The following is a 15,410-nucleotide window of genomic DNA, read 5'->3' as shown; positions in this document are numbered from 1 at the left end:
CTGTTTCTGCTTGTCAAAAGAAAACAAAAAAAGCGCCCCGTAATCCGGGACGCGTGCAGGCGTGAGAGAGTGGCATTCAGCTTATAGCTGTGCCGTTCCAATATACTCCGATTCCTACGCTGGCATGATCCAGATCAGGTCTAAGGGTTAGTATCTTGATGGGATACACTCTCAGCCGGCCAATTCCGACTCCCCTGGGAAACTATGAAGTTACGGGCATTACTAGATGTAATTATAGGCCAGGGACAGGATTGTGTCTACATGAGTTGGACTAAAAAAGTTTTCACAAAATGTTCACTTATGTGAGGGGAGCCCGATTGTCTATAATGATCCAAGTTACAGAAAGGATGAGTATATTGCCAGTTAGCAAGAAAGAACAAGTTGTTTTTGGACTTATGATGTGTACAGGAATGGTCGTAGTAATGATGACCTTCAATCTATGGCATACAGGCATGCTAGGTCAGATGTCCGTCATGCAGCTATTTCTCCAATTTGTGCTTTGTTTTGTTATTGCCTTTTTTGTGGAATCGTTTATCGTGGGGCCGATAGCGAGAAAAATTACATTTTCCTTCTCATTTGCGAGGTCGAGTAAAATCAAAGGTGTAGTTACGATGTCCTTTTTCATGGTGATCGGCATGGTTTTGCTTATGTCTTTATATGGCATCATTACTGCCTATACTGCAGGTCAGCTAGAAGGAGATTCCGTAATCAACGCTTATCTTCATACGATTGTACGTAACTTCGGTCTGGCATTGCCGTATCAGTTGATTGTATTAGGGCCGCTAGTGCGTTATGTATTTGGCAAGTTGTTCAAGGGACCAGCAGCCGTTGTGTCGGTTTAAATCATCGTATCGCAGTCCATTATGACAAAAGTATTTCCTGGGCAATCCTATGATTTAAGAAGTTCTACCGTAAGCGATCCAAAATAAAATACCAATAATCACAGCAGCAATAATGATCGTGGTGAAAACTCCACTCAACCATGTGCCTCGCTGAGCTTGGCGGGCAAGTTCATCTGCTCTTTGTTTGGCGGCTTCGCCTTGGGGTGTATTCAGTTGGTTGGGTTCCATATTCATGAAGCAACCCCTCCCTTCAATATACTGATTTTACCATAGTGCGTTCTGTTTACTGAGACACTGTAAATCTTGATAAATGATTACTCGACTAATTGTTTAATCGAGGCTAAAGCCATCACGATGCTAATCGCAAGAAGGAGAACACCTCTAAATTTAATACTGACGATGTCCGATTGAAGTAAATCGCCTTTATTACGATTGAATGGCCAAGAATTCGGTATGAGCAGGGCCCTGGTTCCAAAGACGAACCCGAATATGCTAATGAGCAGAAAGATGATGAAGTAAAACATGCAATCACTCCTTGTTGTCTTAGAAGTTATTTCAATTTTACTTGATCCAGCTTTGGAAAGATACGTAAGAGGGAACTGTAACGGCTTAGAGTTTGGACAAACGTGATAAAAAAGGAAGCTTCATTTTTTATTAAAATTGGGCATCTAGCAGTTGCAATGTTGTTCCGTCTTCGTATATACTGAGAAACACAATTACAGATCGGATCATGCCGTTGAAGAGAATCCAACTCGGAGGCGTTTTCGCCAGGGAGCGAATTAAAACTTTCCCAAGTTAACCGGAACCGCCCGTTATCGCGGACCAAGAGGCTGAATCAGGAGATTTGAACCGATTCGGCAAGTTGGGTGGCACCGCGAGCAGAGCGCTCCTCGTCCCAAGGGATGAGGGCGCTCTTTGTATTTTTTTAGCCAAAGGAGACGGTGACCATGTTAGACATGAAGTGGGTTCGGGCACATGCAGAAGAGGTACAGGCGGCGGCAGACGGGAAGAAGATTAAGGTTGATATTGCTGTGTTACTACAGCGGGATGACGAGCGTAAATTGCTTTTGCAACAAACGGAAGAAGCGCGTCGTCTGCGCAATACGCTGTCGGCTGAGATCGGGAAGCTAATGCAGTCGGGTGAGCGTGAGCAAGCAGAGAAGATGCGGGCACAGGTAAAACAATTGAATGAACAGCTGGAGCAAGAGGAAGCAAAGCTGGCATCAGTGCAGGAGGAAGTGACCAGACTACAATGGCTGGTACCCAATATTGTGTCGCCAGATACACCTGTGGGCTTGTCGGATGAAGATAATGTAGAGCTAAGGCGAGTTGGGGAGCTACCTGTGTTTGACTACCAGTTCAGAGATCATGTCGAGCTGGGGGAGATGCACGAACTGATCGACATTCCACGCGGCGTGAAAATCGGTGGAACGCGAAGCTATGTATTGAAGGGAGCAGGTTTGCTGTTACACCGGGCGGTACAGCAACTTGCACTGGACCTGTTGCTGAAGCAGGGATTCACCCCGCTGGAGGTTCCGCTCATGGTCAGGGAGGGTACTTTGGTGAACACCGGATTTTTCCCGACAGGCCGGGATCAGGTGTATGAGTTGCAAGGAGAGAACAAATGGCTGGTTGGCACATCGGAAGTACCGCTGGTTTCGTATTACGCAGATGAAGTAATTGATGTGAAAGAACCCGTGAAGCTGGCCGCAGTATCGACGTGTTTCCGCAGTGAAGTAGGCTCGGGAGGACGGGATGTACGAGGCTTGTACCGTGTACATCAATTTGCCAAAGTAGAGCAGGTCATCCTGTGTGCGCCGGATGCGGCTGAATCGGAACGGATGCTGCAGGAAATTACGGGACATGCGGAGGAATTGCTGCAACAGCTTGAATTGCCTTATCGTGTAGTGGCGGTATGTACGGGTGATATGTCGCAGAAAACGTACAAACAGTATGACATCGAAACATGGATGCCAAGCCGCGAAGCATATGGCGAAACTCATTCGTCGTCGAATTTGCATGATTTTCAGGCTCGCCGTTCGAACATTCGCTGCCGTGATGAAGACGACAAGTTGGTCTACTGCCACACGCTCAACAATACAGCCGTAGCTTCGCCGCGTATTTTGATCCCGTTACTGGAGAACCATCAGCAGGCAGATGGCAGCATTTATATTCCGGCAGCTTTGCGTCCATATATGGCAGGGGCCGAACGCCTGATTTTGCCAGAGCATGAGCAGGGTAAATAGAAGAAATACAGTGGTTTCAACTTAATGAAATGAAAGGAGCAAATAAAGAGGAGCCCGCATCGGGTTCCTCTTTATTCAAACATATGGTCAATAACCCATTGATATTCTTTTTCAAACCGGGATGCCAATTTGATATTTTCTATGTTTACCGTATTCCTTATATATGTCAGGTCAATGTTATCGAATTGGCTATACATGAGGTAACGAGCCCATTCCAGGCTACGGGCATCAGACCAGAACTCGGCTGCTCTTAATCGATCTAGGATCAGATCATCTATTCCAATCACATAACAATAACCTTCTGGTGTGTTTAATTTGATTATTTTTTCTTTCGAACCCTCAAGTGTATCCGAAGGGATTTCAATTGGTATATCCATCTCAGATACATAGTAATGCCTTCCTTCTCGGACGAAACCTAGTTCATCAAATAGGGCTCGTGCTAAATCATCTCGGATCATTACAAGATCAACATCAGCTGTCTTATAGCTTCCAGATGTATATAGTTCAACGGCATGTCCACCAACAATGATTGCTGGATCTGCATCTAGTTCATCAAGTATAGGAGTTATGATCCCCATGACATAGAATTCTTTAAGTTCTCTTCTGGATACATCGCCTGCAAGTTCAATAAGCTTTTCTTTAGCCCATTGAATTTTTTTCTGAATTTCTGGTGTTTTTATACGATCCATGATTCACCTGTATTCTTAACGCAGCTTCCATTCAAGCTCGTTAATAATTTCGATTTTTCCGGATTGCAATGCCTTTTCAAAACGATTGCGGGCCGTTCTCATCAGTAAGACCATCTCATCTTCTGAGCGTACCTTCGTGGATGTTGAAGTGGAAATGGTTCTCATGCGTTTGCGATTATTGGTGACAGCGACCACGTCCAGCAGATTCTTTTCGATCATACATGCCTCACCTCACTTGGTCAGCTTTATTAGAACAGTATTTCGTCGCTTATATATATTATACAATGAAAATCATAAAATGGTTCTACCTATCCTTGTACTTGTCATTTAACTTTAACCATCCAATGTCCGATATAAAGTATAATAGACAGTAAAATATTAGGCGAAAGAAGAAATTAAACGGTTGCATGATGGGAGAATGAGGCTGGACATGGACAAGAATAGAATCAAATGGTCGTTACGGGGTATGCTTGCTCTGATTATTGCACTCACGGTTGTTGTACCTGCATCAGTTTGGGCGGCAGCAGGTGATGTCATCTCCATTGAGATTCCAGGCAGCAGTCCGCGGAAGATGAATGTGGGAGAGACTACATCCTATCAGGTGCTCGCGACGGTGGAAGGCGCGGATCATAAACAGGATGTTACCGGCGGAGTAACCTGGTCCACTAGCAATACTGCTGTGGTGACAATCACAAAAGGTAAAGTCAAAGCGATCGCTGCAGGCGAAGCTACGATTGTTGCTCAAGTGAGCGGGGTTAAAGCACAGGTGGTTGTTCAGGTGCAGGATAAAATCAAAAGCATCAAGGCTTCACCTAATGCGTATACGTTTGTAAAAGGAAACGAAGGCACGCTCCCGAAAGTCAGCATTACGCGTGCTAATGGCAAGGAAGAGGAGGTCACATCCGATATTGTATGGACGGTGTCCAGTAACCTGGCTGTGATTGAAAACGGAAAGATCAAAGGCGTTACTCCTGGCAAAGTGATATTGCAAGGGAAGTACGGGTCAACTCTCGTTAAAGTGCCGATAACGGTGACAGACATCATTAGCAAGATAGAGGTTAAGCCTGCAACAATCCAGTTAACGATCAAAAAATCTACCCCACTTAAGGTGATGGGGGCGTACTCCAGTGGCAAAACAGTCAACCTTTCCAGATCGGTGATATGGACGTCATCCAATCCTGGCGTGGCTGCAGTGAAAAATGGTACGGTCAAAGGGCTGAGTGAAGGACAAGCCACCTTGACTGGTACGTATCAGGGTCAGACTGTCACTGCTGTAGTCAACGTGGTGCCTACGCTCCAGAAGCTGATTATGGGTCAGAAAAGTTTGGTTTTGTCTCCGCAGTCCAGCTGGGCGCTAGGGGTAATGGCTCAGTATGATACAGGGAAAACGTTGATGGTGACGGGAGGCGCGGTGTGGAGCAGTTCCAAGCCGAATGTCGCCACCGTAACGAATGGCAGAATCGTTGCTGTAGCCAAAGGTAAAACAAGCATCACCGCGAAGTGGGGCAATAAAAAAGTGACGATACCTGTGACGGTAAAATAATGTTCCCTTTTTCCATATAAGTGTTGATCAGATCGAATTGAATCCATGTATACTATGAGGGAGGCGTACTTATGCGTCTCCTTTTTTGAACATAGAATCCAGCTTCAAGGAGTGATTATGGAAATGAACGATCCCATGAACCCGGAGAATTGGCCTGCATGGGCCACGGAACCTGTAGAAGTTGTAGAAGCTAACTCCGCTTGGAGTAAGCAGGCTGAGGAAGAAATTGCGCAGTTAAGAGAACTTTTGAAACACCTGGATATACATACATTCGAACATATTGGGAGCACATCCATACCTGGTTTGTCTGCCAAGCCAATTATTGATCTGATGGGGGAAGTGCAGTCCTGGGATGATATGGGGCAAATTGCTGTGCAGTTGAACCCTCTAGGCTGGAATTATGTCCCCCCTGAGCTGGATGGCCGGGAATACAGACGGTTCTGGGTCAAAGTTAAAGATGGGAAACGAGCTGTACATCTGCATCTTATGCGTCCAGGTGAGGAACGTTGGGAGCGGCAGATCTGGTTTCGTGATGTACTGAGATCTCGACCGGATTTGGTGAAGGACTACGCCGAACTGAAAATCAAGCTTGCAGATGAGAATAAAGACGACAGAGAATCCTATACCACTGCCAAAACGGAATTCATCTTAAAGGTTCTGGACGGACGGCTGTGAAGCATCAGCACGGGCTGTTCATTAAGAACAGATGGGTCTACTTCATCGCCGTGATCATCACGATGGCAGCAGGACTAGCTTCCAGAACATATGGAGCGGTTTTGCCGTACTGGGTGTACGAGCATTTTGGAGATGCGCTATGGGCTGGCATGATCTATTTTGGCGTACGTATGGTATTCATCCACTTGAGCCGAGCCAGGGCAGTCTGGATCAGTGTTATGTTCAGTTGGGGCGTTGAATTCTCTCAGATGATTCAGGTACCTTGGTTGAATGAACTACGTTCTACCTTATGGGGCGCGCTCATTTTGGGCCGTGGATTTCTAGTCATTGATCTCATCCGATACCTAATTGGCATTTTATGTGTTTATCTTATAGACCGATTTATCCTGACTCGACTAATGCGCTATCGCATCAATTCATAGATAGGAGGTACGTGGAATGAATATCGATAAACTTTTTGCAGCATCCCCTGAGTTTGAAACCGAACGGTTGTACCTCAGACGTCTTACGATGGACGATCTCGATGAGTATTATGCGTTTGCGTCTGACCCGAAAGTTAGTAAGCAAAGCTTGTGGCAGTGCCACCAGAGCAAGGATGACTCCATCGGTTATCTGGAGCGCGTGCTGCGAAACTATGAGCAGAAAACGGTATATCTCTGGGCTTTTGTGCTGAAAGAAACGGGCACGCTGATTGGAAGAGGCGGCATTTTCCATCTGGATGAATTCATGCAGAGTGGGGAACTGGGGTACGCCATTGGTAGCGCCTATTGGGGCAAGGGGCTTGCCGCGGAAGCCATGCAACCTATCGTTGATTACTGCTTCGAGCAGCTGGACTGCAACCGGCTGGAAGGAAAATGTAATGCGGGCAACATCGGCTCTGCGCGTGTGATGGAAAAGCTGGGCATGGTGCAGGAAGGGGTGCTACGCAAACAGTTGAAAATTAAAGGTGTGTTTACCGACCAGAAATTGTACGCCCGCATCCGGGATGATCTATAATAGTTGTTTAATACGAGCTGTCTTACAGTGACGACCAAGGAGGAAGACTCTATGATCTACAGCATTATTTCCCGTTCAGTGTGGGAGGAAGTATCCAAAGGAGACACATATGCACCAGAGAGTTTAGAAACGGATGGCTTTATTCACTGCTCTACCGCAGAGCAGATTCCGTGGGTAGCTGGACAGTATTATGCAGGACGTACCGACCTGTTGCTGCTCGGGATCGAAGAGAGGACGTTGAAGGCGGAGCTGGTCTATGAAGATTTATATGAATTGAACGAGTTATTTCCGCACATCTATGGAGAGTTAAATCTGGATGCTGTAAGTAAGGTCCTGAACTTTGAACCGAATGAAGACGGCACGTTTTCTTTCCCGGCATAACTTTTTGAAATGGGGGTAAGACGGATGGACATGAATAAGGCTTTTTTGGAAACGGCAGAGAAACAGTTCCTTTACTATAAGCAGCTTGGTGAACGCGCAATGGAGCAATTGGAGACGGACCAATTGTTCCAGACATGGAACGAAGACACCAACAGCATTGCAGTCATTGTAAAGCATTTGTGGGGCAATATGCGATCCCGCTGGACGGATGTGCTGACAACGGATGGTGAGAAACCATGGCGTGAGCGTGATGCCGAATTCGTGGGTGATTTTCATACCAGGGAAGAGCTGCTTGCTAAATGGGAAGAGGGCTGGGACTGTCTGCTGGGAGCGCTGCGTTCGTTTACTCCGGATCACATGTCTCAGATCATATATATTCGGAATGAGGGTCATACCATTATGGAGGCGATTATGCGGCAGTTGGCGCATTATCCATATCATGTGGGACAGATTGTTCACACGGCCAAAATGTTAAAAGAAACATCGTGGGATAGTCTTTCTATCCCCAGAAACGGGTCAAATACTTATAACGAAGGCAAGTTTTTGAAACCAAAGACCAGAAAACATTTTACAGAGGACGAGCTAAAATGAGCTTTAGAGAAAAGAGGGAACGAGCACGATGACACAAATTGCGTTGATACGTCACGGCAGTACGGCGTGGAATAAAGAAAAGCGGTCGCAGGGACAGACGGACAACCCGCTCGATCAGGAGGGCAGAGAACAGGCGGCTTTGCTGGCGGCGAGGCTGGCGGAGGAATCCTGGGATGCCATCTATGCCAGTGACTTGGTGCGGGCAAGTGAAACGGCTCGTGTTATCGCAGATCGGCTTGGGATTCAGGAGATCCATCTCGACCCGAGATTACGCGAAATGGGCGGAGGTCAGGTGGAGGGCACAACAGAAGAGGAACGTGTCGCGAAATGGGGAGCAGATTGGAGTTCACTCGATTTGGGAAAAGAACACTCGGACGCAGGGGCTTCCCGAGGGAAAGCGGCACTAGAAGATATTCTTCAGCAACATCCGAATGGACGAGTCATCGTCGTGAGTCATGGGGCTGTGCTTCGTAATACAATGCGGGCACTGGTACCGGAACTGGATATCAGCGTAAAGCTGGGGAACACATCAATTACACGAATGGTTCATCAGGATCAGGCATGGCAGTGTGAATTGTACAATTGCAGCACGCATCTGGAGTGAGGGAAGGCCATGAACACAATCTCCTATAACTGGACAGCGGACATGTTATCTCCACTAGGAGAGCGTGGAATTATAATTCGCTGCGGCGATGAGCTGTCTGAGGTGGTGCATCAGAGAGTGATGTCAGTATGTGCTCTCTTGGAAAAGGAATCTGTGACAGCTGTGGTGGAGTGGGTACCTTCTTATTTGTCTGTTACGTTGTTTTACGATCCTTGGATATCGTCTTATGAGGAAACAAGTAGGATTCTGCTACAACATTTGCGACAACTCAATGAAAAGTTGCAGCCAAACGAGCTGAATGAACTAGATATGAAACCAAATGAACTGAACCCATCAAATCAATGGAGCGAATCTAATGCTTCGGAGTCCATTGAGATGGGGACTCCCCCTAGAATTGTGACTATTCCGGTATGTTACGGCGGAGAGTTCGGGCCGGATTTGGAATATGTGGCTAACGAACATGGCCTGACAATAGAGGAAGTCATTATGATCCATTCATCCGTTGATTACCTCGTACATATGATTGGATTTGCCCCCGGCTTCCCTTATTTGGGAGGGCTGCCTGAACAAATAGCCACGCCAAGAAGAGCAACGCCGAGGCTTCAAGTAGAGGCAGGAACGGTGGGCATAGGTGGTTCTCAGACGGGGATTTATCCGATAACGACACCGGGGGGGTGGCAATGTATAGGACGGACACCCATCTGTCTTTTCCGTCCGGGAATGAATCCTCCAAGTTTGCTTGAAGCGGGGAACTTTGTTCGCTTCAAGCCCATTACAATGCAAGAATACTTGCAACTGGCGCGGAAGGAGGGGAAGGGATGAGTATACAGATCATTCGTCCTGGCTTGTTAACAACCGTCCAGGATGAAGGTAGATTCGGGTATCGCCGTTATGGTGTGCCGGTAGGCGGTTCAATGGACATGTTCGCGGCCCGAGCAGCCAATGTACTTGTCGGTAACTCTCGGCACGATGCAGTACTTGAGATTACGATGTCCGGGCCGGAACTGCAAGTGCAAACCAATCAACTGATTTCGCTATGCGGTGCAGATCTCAGTGCCACGGTAGATCGACAGCCTGTACCTTTGTGGCGACCCGTACTGTTGCGGGCTGGCAGTGTATTGAAATTTGGCGCATGCCGGCATGGCCTGCGTGCATATTTGGCGTTTGCTGGAGGGATCGATGTACCAGAAGTGATGGGCAGCCGCAGTACGGATGTTAAGAGCGGGTTTGGTGGTTTTCATGGGAGGGCGCTGCGTGCGGCGGATGTACTGGATACGGCGGACATCCAAGACAAGGTTCGACAATGGATGTGTGGTATGGAAGGGCAATTAGGTGAAAACAAATCCATGGTCGCTCCGGCATGGCTATTATCAGAGCGGGAAAGACCCAACTATTACGGTAAATCTGTCATTCGAGTGATGCAAGGTCAAGACCATGCGGAATTCAGCGCAGAGAGCCTGAAACGATTTTATACTGAAGATTATGTGATCTCTCCCCAATCTGATCGTATGGGATATCGGATGCAGGGTTCACGGCTGAAACTGGTTCGGCCATTGCATCGTTTATCCGAGGCGGTCACCTTAGGCACGGTGCAGGTACCTGCGGATGGGCAACCTATCGTATTGATGGCGGATCACCAGACCATTGGAGGATATCCTGTGATTGCACAGGTAGCTGCGGTTGATTTGCCCATTCTGGCTCAGGCCAGGCCTGGAAGTCGCGTTTCTTTTGCAGAGATTACGCATGAAGAAGCACGTGATCTCTACATAAAACGAGAGCGGAATTTACGACTGCTGGATCAACTGATTCGCAGGAGAATGGCAGAAACGGAGGTGATATCATGAGCGTTTCATATTCACTAGATATCAATTGTGATCTTGGTGAAAGTTATGGTGCTTATCAGACGATGATAAGTTCCGATGAAGCCATGTTGCCACTGATCACTTCGGCGAATATTGCCTGCGGATTCCATGCGGGTGATCCCTCCGTCATGCGGCTGACGGTAGAACGTGCAATCGTGCATCAGGTAGCTATTGGCGCGCATCCCGGGTTGCCTGATTTGCAAGGATTCGGACGAAGAAATATGGAAATTACTCCTCGGGAAGCCTATGATATGGTGGTGTATCAGATTGGGGCTTTGCATGCTTGTGTCTGTGCCAGCGGAGGTCGTCTGCATCATGTGAAACCACATGGAGCACTTTATAATATGGCGGCGACAGATTCGAAGCTCGCTGAGGCCATAGCCGAAGCGGTTTATCGAGTGCAGCCTGAGCTGTATTTATATGGTTTGGCAGGCAGTGAGTTAATTGTGGCAGCAAATCGAATTGGTGTGCGAGGCGTGAATGAAGTATTTGCAGATCGGACGTATACTTCAGATGGCAGATTAACGCCTCGCAGTCACGAAGGTGCACTTATAGAACGGTCCGATGAAGCACTGGCCCAGGTGATTCGGATGGTTAAAGACGGAGTGGTCGTATCTACGGACGGAACCGCAGTTCCTATTATGGCAGATACAGTTTGCATCCATGGTGACGGCACACATGCTCTGACGTTTGCTCAAGAAATTCGTCTCATGCTGGAAGCTGAGGGTGTTGCATTGACCGCTTATCAAGCGAGATAAAGATGGAAAATGGAGAGGTGTATATCATGAAACCCATACGGAATTCGGCCAAAGCGATCATTGTTCAGGACGGAAGGTTGTTACTGATTCGTCTACAAGATCAGTATGGTGATGCTTATGTTTTTCCAGGCGGTGGGCAGGAGAAGGGTGAGGAACTGAAAGATGCGGTAGCACGGGAGTGTCTGGAGGAGATTGGGCAGGCGGTGCAGGTAGGTGAGTTATTACATATCCGGGAATACATCGGTGCCAATCATGAGTTTGCTGAGTGGGATGCAGATATCCACCAGGTGGAGTTTTATTTTGAGTGCAGTCTTGTTGATCCAAAAGCTTTAGTCTTTGAAGGCTCTAACCCGGATGATCATCAGGTTGCTGTAGAATGGATTACGCTTGAGGAACTGCGCAACATCCGTCTGTATCCCAAAACCATCGGTGAATTGCTGTTGAAAAAGGGAGAGCAGCGCATATACCTCGGGGATCTTAATTAAATAACATAAGTAACATTTCCAAAATTGTCACGCTTACGTTCTGGTTTAGGGATTCATCAAGGGTGAGGCGGGTACACTATAAGTACAGGCTTTTGTTACAAGGAATGGTTCTTGGAAACATATCTGTATGGCTTACATTACGGTGTCTTTGTCCAATGTAAAGATAAAGACTTTTACAATTAATCCAAGCAGGATTTTTAAAATCTTTTGGGCTTTGAACCGCTTCTACCGATGGAAGAATTGCAGCAGTAGTGGAAGGGACGAAATCGATCCTGAAGAAGTAAGTTGAAAGCTTGTTGTTTTGAATTTTAAATTCTAACTCTAATTTTGAGGAATTGTGCGTAGCGGAGAGAACGGAATCGATTCTGAAGAAGCGAAGCGTTCGCCTTTATCACCGGATTATTTACCATTAGAAAAATTCAATAATAAATCCGGGGATAACAGCGACCAAAAGAACGATCCGTACTCGTAACGCTTCAGCACGATTCCTCAAATACTCCCCCATCCCGAAAGGAGCAACCCCCATGAACCAGAACGAATTGGAACAAAACATTGTGAAGGCTTTGGAAAACAACCCGTATTGCAGTTTCTCCACCGTAGAGAATGGCAAGCCGAAGTCCCGTTATATGGCTATTTTCAATGATGGGCTGAATATTCATCTGGCAACTAACCGTCAGACGCACAAAGTAGAGGAACTGGAGAACAACCCCAATGTTAGTTTGCTGCTTGGTTACGAGGCCGGAGGCACCAAGGAAGTGGTGGAGATCGAGGGAACATGTGAGGTCACTAAAAATGAATCCTTGCGTGAGCAAGTGTGGAATGATGAGTTGAAAGCATGGTTCGATGGACCTAATGATCCCAACTATGTAATCTTGGATATTACCCCCGCTCGCATAGAATATACAGGGAAAGACCATGAGCATCATGTGTGGGAGCAATAAATTCAGGCGTAGTTTCAAGGTAACGCCAATCACAACATCATTTTAGCGAATCCTCGTTGTCAGACGACGAAAATATAGAGGACGTTCAACCGTGAATGCCTGTTCTAAGGCTTCGCGGTTTTTTATTAGATTCCAAAAGGCATGATATGAGCTCGATGTAACAGTGATGTAACATACGTGAATTTGAGTGATTATCCCCTAAACCCTTCCTTTTATACTGCAAAATATGTCGAAATCACGCATGAAAACGTAGATTAGACTAGTTATGTGCGGATAACGTAAAAATTAATGCTTTTCATTGTTTTAACATTACGTTATGATTTGATATGTAAATACACGCACAGATATGAATAGATGTTCATGTGAGATAAACTTACCTGAAGACACCGATGAATGCTCATTGGATCATCAGTACGCACAACCCATGAAATCTATTATTTTCTGTGCCTGTGTTTGCGGTATGGCATGATTTAATGTACATAAACCGGGAGGGGTTATTTTTGAAGAAAAGTAAGAAGTTGTTATCAAGCCTGACTGCCGCTTTCGTTGCATTTAACGTGCTTGCGGTATTTCCAGTACCTGTATCGGCTGCCGATGCGGCCAAAGTCAAATTGCGGATCATGGAAACAACGGACATTCATGACAACCTGATCAACTATGACTATTATTCAGACAAAGCGACGGATCAATACGGACTGGCCAAAACGGCTACGCTGATCAAGAAAGCCCGTGAGGAAGCGAAGAACAGCCTGTTGTTCGACAATGGTGACTTGATCCAGGGTAACCCGATGGGAGACTATGTTGCGAAGATTGATCCTCTGAAAAAGGGTGAGACTCACCCTGTATATAAAGCGATGAATCTGCTCGATTATGATGCAGGCAACATCGGTAACCATGAATTTAACTATGGTCTCGATTTCCTCGACATGACATTGGAGGGAGCAAACTTCCCTTACATCAATGCCAATGTCTATGTAGACGATGGTGACAAGGATGAAACAAACGACAAAAACTACTTCACTCCTTATAAAATTTTGGACAAAAAAGTAACGGATGAAAATGGCAAGGGGCATACCATTAAAGTGGGTGTGATCGGCTTTGTGCCGCCGCAAATTATGCAATGGGACAGTGCCAACCTTGAAGGTAAGGTTATTGCCAAGGATATCATTGCTACGGCAAAAAAATTCATTCCGAAGATGAAAGACGAAGGCGCGGACATTATCGTAGCGATTCCTCACTCCGGATTTGAAGATATTCCCCAAACCGACCTGATGGAGAACTCCGTTCTGTATCTGAGCCAGGTGGAAGGCATTAACGCCATTTTGTTTGGACATGCCCATAAAGTATTCCCTAGTGCTGATTTCAAAGGTAAAAAAGGAGTCGATCTGGAAAAGGGTACAATCAATGGTGTTCCTGCTGTAGAGCCTGGCTTCTGGGGTGATCACCTCGGAATCATTGATTTGGATCTGGAGCAAGTGGATGGCAAATGGAAAGTGGTTGATTCCAAAACAGAAGCACGTCCCATCTACGATACAGCGAACAAAAAACCGTTGGTAGATGCGGATCAGGCGATTGTAGATGCGGTTCATGATGAACACGAGGGCACACTGGAATATGTACGTGGTCCGGTTGGCGAAACGACAGCACCAATCAACAGCTTCTTCGCTCTGGTGCAGGATGACCCATCCATTCAGATCGTAACCAATGCACAGAAATGGTACGTGGAAAAGAAACTGCAAGGCACCGACTATGAGAACGTTCCAGTCTTGTCTGCGGGTGCACCTTTCAAAGCAGGTGGACGTTCCGGTGCGTCGTACTACACTAACATTCCTAAAGGCACAATTGCCATCAAAAACGTGGCAGACCTTTATGTGTATCCAAACACGGTACATGCTGTAATGGTTAATGGTGCTGAATTGAAAGAGTGGTTAGAATGGTCAGCAGGACAATTTAACCAGATTGATCCAGCCAAAGGCGGCCAGCAGCAATTAATCAATATGGATTTCCCAACGTATAATTTTGATGTTATTGATGGTGTAACCTACCAGATTGATGTTACACAACCAGCCAAGTACGATAGCAAAGCGACAGTTGTTAATACATCGGCCAGCCGGATTAAAAACTTGAGCTTCGAAGGCAAGCCAGTAGATCCAGCACAAAAATTCATCGTAGCAACGAATAACTATCGTGCTTCTTCATCCAAATTGGCTAACCCGGATGGTAAACGTATCGTTCTGGCTGCACCGGATGAGAACCGTCAAGTGATTATCGACTATATCCGTGAGAACAAAACGATTAACCCGACAGCGGATGGCAACTGGTCACTGGCACCAATTAAACCTTCTGGTGGTGTAACAGCAGCAACACTGAATGACCTTGAGGTGGTATTTGCTTCTTCCCCAGATGCGAAGGATCTGGTAGAAGCGAATCCGGCCATGTCCTTTATTGGTACCAATAAAGATGGGTTCGCAGAGTACGGATTGAAACTGACAGGTGAGGCAGCAGCGACACCAAAACCTGAACCAAGCCCGGCTCCGACACCTAAACCAGAACCAACACCAGCGCCGGCACCGGCGCCAAAACCTACACCAGCACCAAAACCACAGCCGGAGAAACCAGCTACAAACCATAAAGTCGTATATGTGGTGCAAAAAGGGGACAACCTGTATCGCATCGGTTTAAAACATGGTGTGGACTGGCGTGTCCTTGTCAAAACAAACAAAATCACCAATGTGTATAACCTGAAAGTTGGACAAAAAATTGTCATTCCTGTTTCATAGAGTCTAATAAAGGGTAT

At 46.5% G+C, this 15,410-nt stretch carries 18 protein-coding genes and 1 riboswitch; of the genes, 15 read left to right on the top strand and 3 right to left on the bottom strand.

Annotation, left to right across the window (positions count from 1 at the left end):
• Nucleotides 1-93 precede the first annotated feature (93 nt).
• A riboswitch (TPP riboswitch) is annotated at nucleotides 94-206 on the bottom strand.
• Nucleotides 207-326: 120 nt separating this feature from the next.
• Nucleotides 327-842, top strand: a complete 516-nt coding sequence (locus ABIE27_RS25370) for a hypothetical protein (RefSeq protein WP_429351887.1) — start codon at nucleotides 327-329, stop codon at nucleotides 840-842.
• Between the two features lie 54 nt (nucleotides 843-896).
• On the opposite strand, the gene ABIE27_RS25365 is transcribed toward ABIE27_RS25370, so the two are convergent.
• On the bottom strand, nucleotides 897-1,076 hold the full coding sequence (locus ABIE27_RS25365) for a hypothetical protein (RefSeq protein ID WP_123065542.1): 180 nt from the start codon (nucleotides 1,074-1,076) through the stop codon (nucleotides 897-899).
• 713 nt (nucleotides 1,077-1,789) lie between these two features.
• On the opposite strand from ABIE27_RS25365, the gene serS reads away from it, so the two are divergent.
• Nucleotides 1,790-3,088 (top strand): serine--tRNA ligase, encoded by a 1,299-nt coding sequence (gene serS / locus ABIE27_RS25360; protein WP_123065544.1) that lies wholly within the window; start codon nucleotides 1,790-1,792, stop codon nucleotides 3,086-3,088.
• A gap of 71 nt (nucleotides 3,089-3,159) precedes the next feature.
• On the opposite strand, the gene ABIE27_RS25355 is transcribed toward serS, so the two are convergent.
• Entirely contained in the window at nucleotides 3,160-3,777 is a 618-nt protein-coding gene (locus ABIE27_RS25355; protein ID WP_123065545.1) for a UbiD family decarboxylase, read from the bottom strand.
• A 15-nt stretch (nucleotides 3,778-3,792) separates the two neighbouring features.
• Nucleotides 3,793-3,996, bottom strand: a complete 204-nt coding sequence (locus ABIE27_RS25350) for a hypothetical protein (RefSeq protein ID WP_123065546.1) — start codon at nucleotides 3,994-3,996, stop codon at nucleotides 3,793-3,795.
• A gap of 211 nt (nucleotides 3,997-4,207) precedes the next feature.
• On the opposite strand from ABIE27_RS25350, the gene ABIE27_RS25345 reads away from it, so the two are divergent.
• The 13 genes from ABIE27_RS25345 to ABIE27_RS25285 all read left to right on the top strand — a co-directional run bounded on the left by ABIE27_RS25345 (nucleotide 4,208) and on the right by ABIE27_RS25285 (nucleotide 15,393).
• A complete protein-coding gene (locus tag ABIE27_RS25345) occupies nucleotides 4,208-5,320 on the top strand; it encodes an Ig-like domain-containing protein (protein WP_123065547.1) in 1,113 nt (370 codons plus the stop codon).
• A 123-nt stretch (nucleotides 5,321-5,443) separates the two neighbouring features.
• The gene (locus ABIE27_RS25340; RefSeq protein ID WP_429351834.1) at nucleotides 5,444-5,995 is read left to right on the top strand and encodes a GrpB family protein; all 552 of its coding nucleotides are present in this window, start codon (nucleotides 5,444-5,446) and stop codon (nucleotides 5,993-5,995) included.
• On the top strand, nucleotides 5,992-6,417 hold the full coding sequence (locus tag ABIE27_RS25335; RefSeq protein WP_240037008.1) for a DUF2809 domain-containing protein: 426 nt from the start codon (nucleotides 5,992-5,994) through the stop codon (nucleotides 6,415-6,417). The genes ABIE27_RS25340 and ABIE27_RS25335 overlap by 4 nt, the downstream gene beginning before the upstream one ends.
• Nucleotides 6,418-6,433: 16 nt before the next feature.
• Nucleotides 6,434-6,991: a GNAT family N-acetyltransferase gene (locus ABIE27_RS25330; protein WP_123065549.1), complete on the top strand. Its 558-nt coding sequence runs from the start codon at nucleotides 6,434-6,436 to the stop codon at nucleotides 6,989-6,991.
• Between the two features lie 51 nt (nucleotides 6,992-7,042).
• Entirely contained in the window at nucleotides 7,043-7,372 is a 330-nt protein-coding gene (locus ABIE27_RS25325) for a DUF952 domain-containing protein (RefSeq protein ID WP_123065550.1), read from the top strand.
• Nucleotides 7,373-7,396: 24 nt separating this feature from the next.
• Nucleotides 7,397-7,963 (top strand): DUF1572 family protein, encoded by a 567-nt coding sequence (locus ABIE27_RS25320; protein WP_123065551.1) that lies wholly within the window; start codon nucleotides 7,397-7,399, stop codon nucleotides 7,961-7,963.
• A gap of 28 nt (nucleotides 7,964-7,991) precedes the next feature.
• Nucleotides 7,992-8,567, top strand: a complete 576-nt coding sequence (locus tag ABIE27_RS25315; RefSeq protein ID WP_123065552.1) for a histidine phosphatase family protein — start codon at nucleotides 7,992-7,994, stop codon at nucleotides 8,565-8,567.
• Between the two features lie 9 nt (nucleotides 8,568-8,576).
• A complete protein-coding gene (gene pxpB, locus ABIE27_RS25310; RefSeq protein WP_240037010.1) occupies nucleotides 8,577-9,389 on the top strand; it encodes a 5-oxoprolinase subunit PxpB in 813 nt (270 codons plus the stop codon).
• The gene (locus ABIE27_RS25305; protein ID WP_429351833.1) at nucleotides 9,386-10,411 is read left to right on the top strand and encodes a biotin-dependent carboxyltransferase family protein; all 1,026 of its coding nucleotides are present in this window, start codon (nucleotides 9,386-9,388) and stop codon (nucleotides 10,409-10,411) included. The genes pxpB and ABIE27_RS25305 overlap by 4 nt, the downstream gene beginning before the upstream one ends.
• Complete coding sequence (locus ABIE27_RS25300) at nucleotides 10,408-11,187, top strand: LamB/YcsF family protein (protein ID WP_123065554.1); 780 nt, start codon at nucleotides 10,408-10,410, stop codon at nucleotides 11,185-11,187. The genes ABIE27_RS25305 and ABIE27_RS25300 overlap by 4 nt, the downstream gene beginning before the upstream one ends.
• A gap of 26 nt (nucleotides 11,188-11,213) precedes the next feature.
• The gene (locus ABIE27_RS25295; RefSeq protein WP_123065555.1) at nucleotides 11,214-11,672 is read left to right on the top strand and encodes an NUDIX domain-containing protein; all 459 of its coding nucleotides are present in this window, start codon (nucleotides 11,214-11,216) and stop codon (nucleotides 11,670-11,672) included.
• Nucleotides 11,673-12,196: 524 nt separating this feature from the next.
• On the top strand, nucleotides 12,197-12,613 hold the full coding sequence (locus ABIE27_RS25290; RefSeq protein WP_090918752.1) for a pyridoxamine 5'-phosphate oxidase family protein: 417 nt from the start codon (nucleotides 12,197-12,199) through the stop codon (nucleotides 12,611-12,613).
• A 500-nt stretch (nucleotides 12,614-13,113) separates the two neighbouring features.
• Complete coding sequence (locus ABIE27_RS25285) at nucleotides 13,114-15,393, top strand: bifunctional 2',3'-cyclic-nucleotide 2'-phosphodiesterase/3'-nucleotidase (protein ID WP_429351832.1); 2,280 nt, start codon at nucleotides 13,114-13,116, stop codon at nucleotides 15,391-15,393.
• Nucleotides 15,394-15,410: the final 17 nt, after the last annotated feature.

The organism is Paenibacillus sp. 4624, from assembly GCF_050435065.1.
Classification (GTDB): domain Bacteria; phylum Bacillota; class Bacilli; order Paenibacillales; family Paenibacillaceae; genus Paenibacillus; species Paenibacillus amylolyticus_D.
Note: the sequence above shows the minus strand (reverse complement) of the source record. Positions and strands in the feature narration are given on the sequence as shown.